Origin of the sequence: Streptomyces harbinensis, assembly GCF_900116145.1 — a bacterium.
Taxonomy (GTDB): domain Bacteria; phylum Actinomycetota; class Actinomycetes; order Streptomycetales; family Streptomycetaceae; genus Streptomyces; species Streptomyces carpaticus.
In genome coordinates this window covers 38,024-48,341 of the sequence record NZ_FPAB01000015.1, presented here as the reverse complement: position 1 = coordinate 48,341, position 10,318 = coordinate 38,024, and the positions used below count along the sequence as shown (strand labels likewise).

Below are 10,318 nucleotides of genomic sequence, written 5' to 3'. Positions count from 1 at the left end.
GGTGCCCCGGCCGATCGGCAGGCCCAGGACCACACCGGAAGTGGTCCTGGCCGACAAGGCGTATTCGTCCCGCGCGATCCGCAGCCACCTGCGGCAGCGTGGGATCCGGACGGTGATTCCCCAGCCAGCCGACCAGGCCGCGAACCGCAAACGGCGCGGCAGGCTGGGCGGCCGCCCGCCGGCCCTCGACCGCGAGGCATACAAGCAGCGGAACACGGTCGAACGCTGCATCAACAAGCTCAAGCAATGGCGCGGCCTGGCCACCCGCTACGACAAGACCGCAACCAGCTACCTCGCCGGACTCCACCTCGCCGCCATCTTCATCTGGTCGGCGAGATGATCCGGAAGAAACGCCCTAGCCGACGGGCGCGGGCCCGGGCGCGGAGGCGGCTCCCTGCGCGGGTGCGGAAGCGGCCCCGGGCGCCGGGGCCGGCTCGGCCCAGGCGAGGGCGCGGGCGTGCTCCTCGGCCGACAGGGCGCTGCCGGCCGCGATGACGCGCGGGCGCAGTTCGGGGGCGGTGGTGCGGGCGCGGAAGAGGAAGGACACCGTCACCTCGTGGTCGGGGCGGTGCAGCACCTGCACCGGGTCCCCGGCCCGTACGCTGCCGGGCCGCAGCACCCGGAAGTACGCGCCCGGGGCGGCGTCCTGGGTGAAGCGCTTGACCCAGCCGCGCTCGCCGAGCCAGTCGGCGAAGGTGCGGCACGGGATGCGGGGCGCGGTCGCCTCCAGTACGAGGTCGTCGCCGATCCGCCAGCGCTCCCCGATGAGGGTGCCGCTGACGTCGATGCCGCTGGTGGTCAGGTTCTCGCCGAAGACGCCGGGGGACAGTGCGCGGCCCAGCACGCTCTCCCAGCGGTCCAGGTCCTCGCGGGCGAAGACGTACACCGCCTGGTCGTCGCCGCCGTGGTGCCGCAGGTCGCACACGTCGTCGCCGGCCAGGCCGCTGCCGCCGGCGCCGCGCGGGCCCGGGGCGGCCACCGCGACCGGGCCGGCCACCGGGCGCTTGTCGATGCCGGTGAGGCCGCCGGCCGTGTCGGTGTAGGGAACGACGCGGGCCCGGCCGGTGTTGACGGACAGCAGCTTCATGGCTGCCAGCCTACGGCCCGGCCGGGCCATGCGCGCCGGTCGTGCGTCAGTCCTCCGTCATCAGGCCGTTGCGCAGCCTGCGCAGGGTCCTGGCGAGCAGCCGGGAGACGTGCATCTGGGAGATGCCCAGTTCCTCGCCGATCTCGGACTGCGTCATGTTGGCGACGAACCGCAGCGAGAGGATCTTGCGGTCGCGGGGCGACAGTTCGGCGATCAGCGGCTTCAGGGACTCGACGTACTCGATGCCCTCCAGGCCGTTGTCCTCGTAGCCGATCCGGTCGGCCAGCGCGCCCTCGGCGTCGTCCTCCTCGGGCTGGGCGTCCAGCGAGCTGGCGGTGTAGGCGTTGGAGGCCGCCATGCCCTCCACGACCTCGTCCTCGCTGATCTTCAGCCGCTCGGCGAGTTCGGCGACGGTCGGGGAGCGGTCCAGCTGCTGCGCCAGCTCGTCGCCGGCCTTCGCCAGGTCGAGCCGCAGTTCCTGGAGCCGTCGCGGCACCCGTACCGACCAGGAGGTGTCGCGGAAGAAACGCTTGATCTCACCGATGATGGTGGGCATCGCGAACGTGGGGAATTCCACGCCGCGGTCCGCCTCGAATCGGTCGATCGCCTTGATAAGTCCAATGGTGCCGACTTGGACGATGTCCTCCATCGGCTCGCTGCGGGAGCGGAATCGCGAGGCGGCGAACTTCACCAGCGCGAGATTCAGCTCGACCAGGGTGTTGCGGACGTACGCGTACTCGTGTGTTCCTTCTTCGAGGACCTTCAGCCTGGCGAAGAGGTCCTTGGAGAGCGCCCGCGCGTCCATCGGGGCGATCTCGTCGAAACGCTGGGGTTCGGGAATCTCCGGAAGCAGCTGGTGCGGGTTCTCCGGGACAGGCGGGGGGACCTCGGAGCGTGAAGCCACCGTGTGCTGCTCGGGAGCGGTCTGCGGTTCTTCGGTCCGGTCTGCTGTCCGGGGGGCGGGTGACATGTGGTGTCCTCCGTAGTTTTTCGGCATATGGCTGCCGAGGCCGTGACGTGCACTGCGAGGTGCGGCGCCTCCAAAGCCGGCGTGGACTGCTGTTGCTTATCTAGCCCTACCCGTCTTCCCGCGGACATAGCAAGTCCGCTATGTCTGAATTGATGGCTATGTCGCTCCTGTTCGGGTGTTGAGCCGCGTCGCAACGGGCTAAGGTTCGGAGTCACCCAGGAAGCCCATTCCAATTGAAGGGGGCTGCATGGACCGCGCGATGCCGGACAGCGGAAACCGGCGCCAGTTGACGGTCGATGTGCGGCGTATCGGCGCCGGGGCGGTCGTCTCGCCCGCCGGTGAACTCGACCATCATTCCGCCGGAATGTTGCGTGAGTCACTCGACGGCTGCGTCGCGGACGGATGTTCCCGAATCGTTATCGACTGTTCGGCTCTCGAGTTCTGCGACTCCACCGGGCTCAATGTGCTCCTCACCACCCGCATCGACGCCGAGGCCGCGGGCGGCGGCGTGCATCTGGCCGCGATGCGCCCCGTGGTGGCCCGCGTTTTCGAGATCACCGGCGCCGGCGCGGTGTTCACCGTCCACAGCAGCCTGGACGACGCTCTCGCCGCTCTCCCCGGCAGCTGAAGCGCGCCGCGATCCCGCCGTTCCCGCAGGTAGGACCCGCTGTACGGGAGGGCTTCCGGCAGGTCACACTATTCCCCGGATCGGGCGGGTGTTCTCCCCGCCCTTCCGGGCAGGAGACCCGCTACGCCGGACGATCGTGATGCATCCGGCGGCCGGCCGGGGAACCGGCCGGCAGGTCAGGGCGACATGTCACAACGACAAGTCATGGCGATGTGTCCGTGCGGCTCAGGTGAGGCGGCACGCGGTGATGCGGCGAGGGAGGCGTGCAGTGAGTACGACCCATCCGTATCCGGCGGACGAGCACGGCGGGAACGGCGCGGGATCCGGGACGGAGCGCTCCGCGCAGATCGAACCGCTGACGCAGATCCGCCGGCTGCGGCTCGTCGGCACCTCCGGCGTGGTCCCGCGGGCCAGGGAGTTCGCCCGGGTGGCGCTGCACGACTGGGGCTGGCTGCCCGCCGCCACCCCCGAGGCGCAGGCCGCCGCCGAGGACGCCCTGCTGGTCGTCTCCGAACTGGTCACCAACGCGTGTCTGCACGCCGGCGGCCCCGACGAGCTGCGGCTGGGCTGCGGCCCCAAGATCCTGCGCGTCGAGGTCAGCGACGGCGGCAGCGGACTGCCCGCCCCCGATCTCGCCCGGCGCGCCGGGCGGCCCGGCGGGCACGGCATGTTCATCGTGCAGCGGCTCAGCCTGGACTGGGGCGTGGTCCGCGACCCCGCCCCCGCCCCCGGCCACGGCGGCCCGGCGGGCAAGACGGTGTGGGCGGAGCTGGCGGCCCCCACCGCCCCCTGAGTGCTCACCGGCACCGACCTGGACCGTCCCACGGGGCGCGGCGCCCCGGGCGGTCTACCATCGGCCCCATGACCCGAGTACTGCTCGCCGAGGACGACGCCTCCATCTCCGAACCGCTGGCCCGCGCCCTGCGCCGCGAGGGGTACGAGGTGGAGGTGCGCGAGGACGGGCCGGGCGCGCTGCGGGCCGGGCTGCGCGGTGACGTCGATCTCGTCGTGCTCGACCTCGGGCTGCCGGGCATGGACGGCCTGGAGGTCTGCCGCCGGCTGCGCACCGAGGGCTTCGGCCTGCCCGTCCTGGTGCTGACCGCCCGCGCGGACGAGGTGGACACCGTCGTCGGCCTGGACGCCGGTGCCGACGACTACGTGACCAAGCCGTTCCGGCTCGCCGAGCTGCTGGCCCGGGTGCGGGCGCTGCTGCGGCGCGGCGCGGCCGAGAACGTACCGGCCCCGGCCGTGCACGGCATCCGCATCGACGTGGAGTCGCACCGTGCCTGGATGGGCGAGGAGGAGCTGCATCTGACCGCGAAGGAGTTCGATCTGCTGCGGGTCCTGGTCCGGGACGCCGGCCGGGTGGTCACCCGGGAGCAGCTGATGCGCGAGGTGTGGGACACCACCTGGTGGTCCTCGACCAAGACCCTCGACATGCACATTTCCTGGCTGCGCAAGAAGCTGGGCGACGACGCCGCCAACCCGCGTTACATCGCCACCGTCCGGGGCGTCGGCTTCCGTTTCGAGAAGAGCTGATCCCCGCCCCGTGCGCCGCCGTCTGATCAATTCCACCCTCGCCGTCGTCCTGGTCGTCATCGCGGTCTTCGGTGTCTCGCTGTTCTTCGTGGAGGCCCGTTCCATCGAGTCCACCGCCCGGGATCGGCTCCAGTCGGAGGCGGCCCGGCTGGTGGCGGTCGTGGAGAGCCGGATCGCGGCGGGTGAGCAGGTCACCGCCGCGAAGATGGCCTCCTTCGTGCCCGAGGACCGGCATGTGCGCATCGAGCAGCCCGGCAGATCGCCCATCGCGCTGGGCCTGCCGGCCGAGGACGACGCGCTGACCGCCGAGGAGAGCGGGGTCAACGGGGAGACCGTCACCGTGCAGCAGCCGCGCGGCATCGTGGACGACGAGATCACCCGCATTCTGATGATCATCCTGGTGGTGTCGTTGCTGGCGGTGGCCGCCGCCGCGCTGCTCGCCGTGCGGCAGGCCGCCCGGGTCTCCGCCCCGCTGACCGATCTCGCCGAGACGGCCGAACGCCTCGGCTCGGGCGATCCGCGCCCCCGCCACCGCCGCTACGGGGTGGCCGAGCTGGACCGGGTGGCGGACGTGCTGGACGGCAGCGCCGAGCGGATCGCCCGGATGCTCACCGCCGAGCGCCGGCTGGCCGCCGACGCCTCCCACCAGCTGCGCACCCCGCTGACCGCGCTGTCGATGCGGCTGGAGGAGATCATCGCCACCGCCGACGACCGCGACACCGTGCAGGAGGAGGCGGCGATCGCGCTCACCCAGGTGGAACGGCTCACGGACGTCGTGCAGCGGCTGCTGACGAACTCCCGGGACGTCCGCTCCAGCTCGGCGGTCGGCTTCGACATCGACGAGGTGGTGCTCCAGCAGATCGAGGAGTGGAAGCCCGCCTACCGGGGCTCGGGGCGGGCCCTGGTGCACTCGGGGAAGGCCGGGCTGCGCGCGGTGGGCACCCCCGGGGCGGTGGCCCAGGTGCTGGCCACCCTGATCGAGAACTCGCTGATGCACGGTGCGGGCACGGTGGCGCTGCGCACCCGTACCACCGGCAATCAGGTGGTGATCGAGGTGACGGACGAGGGCCGGGGGGTGCCGGTGGAGCTGGGCTCCCGGGTCTTCGAGCGGACCGTCTCCGGCCGGAACTCGACCGGGCTCGGGCTCGCGGTGGCCCGTGATCTCGCGGAGGCGGACGGCGGGCGGCTGGAGCTGCTCCAGCAGCGGCCCCCGGTGTTCGCGCTGTTCCTGAGCCGGGAAGCCGTTCAGAGCGCGTCGGCGGGGGAGTGAGCGGGGCGGGCGCGCTCCGGCTCGTGCTCCTTGAAGACCCAGGTGCGGTAGGACCAGAAGCGGAACGCCGAGGCGATGCCGAGCCCGATCACGTTCTTGGCGAGGTTGTCCGCGAGGGCGGAGGTGAAGCCCAGGCCGTAGTGGGAGACGGCCAGCGCGGCGTTCTCCAGCACCAGGCCGGCGCAGGAGAACAGCGCGAACAGCGCCGCCTCGCGCCGCTGCCGGCCCTTGTCGCGGTCACGGTAGGTCCAGTGCCGGTTGCCGAAGTAGTTGGCCGTGATGGCGGTGCCGGTGGCGAGCACCCCGGAGAGCAGCGGTTCGACGCCGAGCAGCTGGGCACAGAGATTGAAGACCGCGACGTTGACCAGGAACCCGAAGGCGCCGACCGTGCCGAACTTCGCCGCCTCGCGGGCGAGCGGGGGCGGCAGCGGGAGCCTGGGGCGCATCGGAGCCTTTCAAAGTCGTACAGAACATCACATAAGCCTGCGATCATGCTAACCAGCTACCCGGGTCGGGCGCCCGGTGAAGCGGCGAACGGACCGTGCCCGGGCCGACGCGCACCCGGCGCCCCGCGGTTCCGGTACCGCCCCCGCCGGGCTCCCGGCACCCGGCCGATACCCTGGGGACCGTGACATTCCCGGTAGTCGGCATGGTGGGCGGCGGGCAGCTCGCCCGGATGACCCACGAGGCGGGCATCCCGCTCGGCATCAATTTCAAGATCCTCAGCGACACCCCGCAGGATTCGGCGGCCAAGGTCGTACGGGAGGTCGTGGTCGGCGACTACCGCGATCTGGACACCCTGCGGGCCTTCGCCCAGGGCTGTGACGTGATCACCTTCGATCACGAACACGTCCCGACCGAACATCTGCGCGCCCTGGAGGCGGACGGCATCCCGGTCCGCCCCGGCCCCGCGGCCCTGGTGCACGCCCAGGACAAGGGCGTCATGCGCGCCCGGCTCAGCGCCCTCGGCATCCCCTGCCCCCGGCACCGGATCGTCACCGATCCGGCCGACGTGGCGCGCTTCGCCCACGAGGAGGGCGGCGGCTTCCCGGTCGTGCTCAAGACGGTGCGCGGCGGCTACGACGGCAAGGGCGTGTGGGTCATCGACTCCGCCGAGGACCCGGCCGCCGCCGAGCCGTTCCGCGCCGGGGTGCCGGTGCTCGCCGAGGAGAAGGTCGACTACACCCGCGAGCTGGCCGCCAACGTGGTGCGCTCCCCGCACGGCCAGGCCGTCGCCTACCCCGTCGTCGAATCCATCCAGGTGCGCGGCGTGTGCGACACCGTCATCGCGCCCGCCCCCGGCCTGCCGGACGAGCTGGGCGCCGCCGCCCAGCAGCTCGCGCTGCGGATCGCCGCCGAGCTGGACGTCACCGGCCACCTGGCGGTCGAACTGTTCGAGACGACGGACGGCCGCGTCCTCGTCAACGAGCTGGCGATGCGCCCGCACAACTCCGGGCACTGGACCCAGGACGGCGCCGTCACCTCCCAGTTCGCCAACCATCTGCGGGCCGTCCTCGACCTGCCGCTCGGCGACCCCCGGCCGCGCGCCCCGTGGACCGTGATGGTCAACGTCCTCGGCGGCGACTACCCCGACATGTACCCGGCGTACCTGCACTGCATGGCCCGCGACCCGGGGCTGAAGATCCACATGTACGGCAAGGACGTGAAGCCCGGCCGCAAGGTCGGCCACGTCACCACCTTCGGCGACGACCTGGCCGAGGTGCGCGAACGCGCCCGGCACGCCGCCGACTACCTGCGGGGAACGATCGACGAATGAGTACGCGCAACGTGCCGCCGGTCATCGGCCTGGTCATGGGCTCCGACTCCGACTGGCCGGTGATGCAGGCCGCGGCCCAGGCGCTCGACGAGTTCGAGGTGCCCTACGAGGCGGATGTGGTCTCCGCGCACCGCATGCCGCGCGAGATGGTCGCCTACGGCGAGGGCGCCGCCGGGCGCGGGCTGAAGGCGATCATCGCGGGCGCGGGCGGCGCCGCCCACCTGCCCGGCATGCTGGCCTCCCTGACCCCGCTGCCGGTCATCGGCGTGCCGGTGCCGCTCAAGCACCTGGACGGCATGGACTCGCTGCTGTCCATCGTGCAGATGCCCGCCGGGGTGCCGGTCGCCACCGTCTCGGTGGGCGGCGCCCGCAACGCCGGACTGCTCGCGGTCCGTCTCCTCGCGGCCCACGACGAGCGGCTGCGCGCCCGGATGCAGGACTTCCAGCGCGTCCTCAACGCCCAGGCCGGCGAGAAGGGCCGCAAGCTGCGGGCCACAGTCGCCAAGGAGGCCGGCAAGTGAGCGACCTCCTCGCCCGGGCCCGCGCCCTGCTCGCCGAACACCCCGTGGTGGACGGCCACAACGACCTGCCGTGGGCGCTGCGGGTGCAGGTGGGCTACGACCTCGACCGCCGCGACATCGCCACCGACCAGAGCGCCCACCTGAACACCGACCTGCCCCGGCTGCGGGCCGGCGGCGTCGGCGCGCAGTTCTGGTCGGTCTACACCCGCTCCGACTTCGCCGGCGACGAAGCGGTCAGCTCCACGCTGGAACAGATCGACGCGGTACGGCAGCTGCTCGACCGTTACCCCGCCGACCTCGCCCCCGCCACCACGGCGGACGACATGGAGCGGGCCAGGGCCGAGGGGCGGATCGCCTCGCTGATGGGCGCCGAGGGCGGGCACTCCATCAACAACTCGCTGGCCACGCTGCGCGCCCTGTACGCACTCGGCGTGCGCTACATGACGCTCACCCACAACGACACCATCGACTGGGCGGACTCGGCGACGGACGAGCCCCGGCACCAGGGCCTGAGCGCGTTCGGCGAGGAGGTGGTCCGGGAGATGAACCGGATCGGCATGCTCGTCGATCTGTCGCACGTCTCGCCCGACACCATGCGGGACGCGCTGCGCGTCAGCGAGGCGCCGGTGATTTTCTCGCACTCCTCGGCGCGCGCCGTGTGCGACCACCCGCGCAACATCCCCGACGACGTGCTGGCCGCGCTGCCGGCCAACGGCGGGGTGGCGATGGCGACCTTCGTGCCCAACTTCGTGCTGCCGGAGGCCGTGGAGTGGGCCCGCCGCGCCGACGCGAACATGAACGCCCATGGACTGCACCGGCTGGACACCACCGAGGCCGGGCTGCGGGTCCAGCACGCCTTCGCCGAGGCGCATCCCCGCCCGCTGGCCACCTGTGCGACCGTCGCCGACCATCTGGACCACATGCGCGAGGTCGCCGGCGTGGACCACATCGGCCTCGGCGGCGACTTCGACGGGACGACGTTCTTCCCCGAGGGCCTGGACTCGGTGGCCGGCTACCCCCACCTGATCGCCGAACTGCTGGGCCGTGGCTGGTCGGACGCCGATGTGGCCAAGCTGACCTGGCACAACGCGGTCCGGGTACTGCGTGAGGCGGAGGCGGTGGCGGCGAAGCTGTCCGCCACCCGTGGCCCGTCGATCGCGACGATCGCCACGCTGGACGGCTGAGGAGCACCGGGCACCGGGCACCGGTCATCCCGGCCGGGGCGAATAGGGCATTGCGAACAATGGGTGCTAAAGCTCCTCTTGGGCGGAGACCCGTGACCGACCTCACTTTCCGGCCGGTCCGGGCCCCCGCCGTACTCCGCCGGCCCCGTTCCGATGTCCGTTAAGTAGGAAAAGCCCAGCTGAAGTTGGTGGCCGTACGGTCCGGTGCGCCCCCCGGCGCGCCGGACCGTTTCCCTTCCGTGATCACGACGGCGCCGCCCGGCGCTGGTTGTCCTGTCCGAATTAACGGGATTACGGTGCTTCCGCGTCGCACCCGCGACGATCCGAGACCGGACGCCGAATCCTGTCACCGGTCACGGAAACGCAGTCCTTCCCCATGACAGGAGCGGGGGACCCACTTCCCGCCGGACCGCTCACCCGCGGACCGGCTCGGGGTGAAGCCGCCGCCGTACGGCTCGTCCGCACGGCAGTGGCCGGGCTACTTCTCCGGCCCGAACCCGACAGCTCACCTCGCAGGCGATGAGAGGAGCCCCCGTATGTCCGGACGCGGTCGTCACCGCGCCTCGCGCGCCCCCCGCTTCACCCGTATCACCCGTACCTCCGTCCTGCTGGCCGCCTCCGGCGCCGCGATCGCCGTGCCGCTGGCCACCGCCGGCGCCGCGCACGCCGCCGACGAGCCGGCGGTCACCGCCACGTACACCGTCAAGGCCGGTGACAGCCTGAGCAAGATCGCCCGCGAACTGAACCTCGACGGCGGCTGGAAGGCCCTGTACGAGGAGAACAAGGCGGCCGTCGGCGCCGACGCCGGTCTGATCAAGCCCGGTCTGAAGCTCCAGCTGTCCTCCTACGCCGGCACCAAGACGGCCGCCGCCGAAGCCGCGGACGACGCCGAGGCCGCCGAGGCCACCCCGGCCCCCGCCACCGGCAGCTGGGTCTCCCCGATCGCGGACGGCTCGCTCGCCACCGGCTACATGGTGGCCGGCTCCATGTGGGCCAGTGGCTACCACACCGGCATCGACTTCCCGGCCGCCACCGGCACCCCGGTGCTGGCCGTGGGCGACGGCGAGGTCGTCTCGGCCGGTGACGGCGGCAGCTACGGCAACCAGGTGATCGTCAAGCACGCCGACGGCCACTACAGCCAGTACGCCCACCTGTCCTCGCTCTCCGTGTCCGCCGGCCAGTCGGTGTCCGCCGGCGACCAGCTCGGCGGCGTCGGCAGCACCGGCAACAGCACGGGCCCGCACCTGCACTTCGAGATCAGGACCGGCCCGGACTACGGTTCGGACATCGACCCGCTGGCCTTCCTGCGGTCCCAGGGCGTCACTCTCTGACCCCGGTGATC

At 72.1% G+C, this 10,318-nt stretch carries 12 protein-coding genes and 1 riboswitch; of the genes, 9 read left to right on the top strand and 3 right to left on the bottom strand.

The genetic code is table 11. The features are described from left to right. Positions 1-340 (top strand): transposase (locus BM385_RS25540; RefSeq protein ID WP_139275236.1); only part of this gene is annotated, 340 nt, incomplete at its 5' end. 15 nt (positions 341-355) lie between these two features. Here BM385_RS25540 and BM385_RS25535 read toward each other — a convergent pair. Next, positions 356-1,087: an MOSC domain-containing protein gene (locus BM385_RS25535; protein ID WP_019435347.1), complete on the bottom strand. Its 732-nt coding sequence runs from the start codon at positions 1,085-1,087 to the stop codon at positions 356-358. Between the two features lie 46 nt (positions 1,088-1,133). After that, positions 1,134-2,057: an RNA polymerase sigma factor SigF gene (locus BM385_RS25530; RefSeq protein ID WP_019435348.1), complete on the bottom strand. Its 924-nt coding sequence runs from the start codon at positions 2,055-2,057 to the stop codon at positions 1,134-1,136. A 247-nt stretch (positions 2,058-2,304) separates the two neighbouring features. Between BM385_RS25530 and BM385_RS25525 the strand changes: the two genes are divergently transcribed. The 4 genes from BM385_RS25525 to BM385_RS25510 all read left to right on the top strand — a co-directional run bounded on the left by BM385_RS25525 (position 2,305) and on the right by BM385_RS25510 (position 5,494). After that, entirely contained in the window at positions 2,305-2,685 is a 381-nt protein-coding gene (locus tag BM385_RS25525; RefSeq protein WP_019435349.1) for an STAS domain-containing protein, read from the top strand. Between the two features lie 268 nt (positions 2,686-2,953). Continuing rightward, complete coding sequence (locus BM385_RS25520; protein WP_093844484.1) at positions 2,954-3,478, top strand: ATP-binding protein; 525 nt, start codon at positions 2,954-2,956, stop codon at positions 3,476-3,478. Between the two features lie 68 nt (positions 3,479-3,546). Then, positions 3,547-4,224: a response regulator transcription factor gene (locus tag BM385_RS25515; protein WP_093844483.1), complete on the top strand. Its 678-nt coding sequence runs from the start codon at positions 3,547-3,549 to the stop codon at positions 4,222-4,224. Between the two features lie 10 nt (positions 4,225-4,234). Next, complete coding sequence (locus BM385_RS25510; protein WP_019435352.1) at positions 4,235-5,494, top strand: sensor histidine kinase; 1,260 nt, start codon at positions 4,235-4,237, stop codon at positions 5,492-5,494. On the opposite strand, the gene BM385_RS25505 is transcribed toward BM385_RS25510, so the two are convergent. Beyond that, the gene (locus BM385_RS25505; RefSeq protein WP_093844482.1) at positions 5,470-5,940 is read right to left on the bottom strand and encodes a GtrA family protein; all 471 of its coding nucleotides are present in this window, start codon (positions 5,938-5,940) and stop codon (positions 5,470-5,472) included. The two genes, BM385_RS25510 and BM385_RS25505, sit on opposite strands and share 25 nt — an antisense overlap. Before the next feature lie 182 nt (positions 5,941-6,122). Here BM385_RS25505 and BM385_RS25500 point away from each other — a divergent pair, with 182 nt between their 5' ends. The 4 genes from BM385_RS25500 to BM385_RS25485 all read left to right on the top strand — a co-directional run bounded on the left by BM385_RS25500 (position 6,123) and on the right by BM385_RS25485 (position 10,307). After that, a complete protein-coding gene (locus BM385_RS25500; protein WP_078576343.1) occupies positions 6,123-7,271 on the top strand; it encodes a 5-(carboxyamino)imidazole ribonucleotide synthase in 1,149 nt (382 codons plus the stop codon). Then, positions 7,268-7,792, top strand: coding sequence for a 5-(carboxyamino)imidazole ribonucleotide mutase (gene purE / locus BM385_RS25495; RefSeq protein ID WP_019435355.1), 525 nt, complete (start codon positions 7,268-7,270; stop codon positions 7,790-7,792). Before BM385_RS25500 ends, purE begins: the two co-directional genes overlap by 4 nt. Continuing rightward, positions 7,789-8,976, top strand: a complete 1,188-nt coding sequence (locus tag BM385_RS25490; protein ID WP_019435356.1) for a dipeptidase — start codon at positions 7,789-7,791, stop codon at positions 8,974-8,976. The genes purE and BM385_RS25490 overlap by 4 nt, the downstream gene beginning before the upstream one ends. Before the next feature lie 352 nt (positions 8,977-9,328). Continuing rightward, positions 9,329-9,507: riboswitch (cyclic di-AMP (ydaO/yuaA leader) on the top strand. Between the two features lie 5 nt (positions 9,508-9,512). Then, positions 9,513-10,307: a M23 family metallopeptidase gene (locus BM385_RS25485; RefSeq protein WP_019435357.1), complete on the top strand. Its 795-nt coding sequence runs from the start codon at positions 9,513-9,515 to the stop codon at positions 10,305-10,307. The last annotated feature ends 11 nt before the right edge of the window (positions 10,308-10,318 follow it).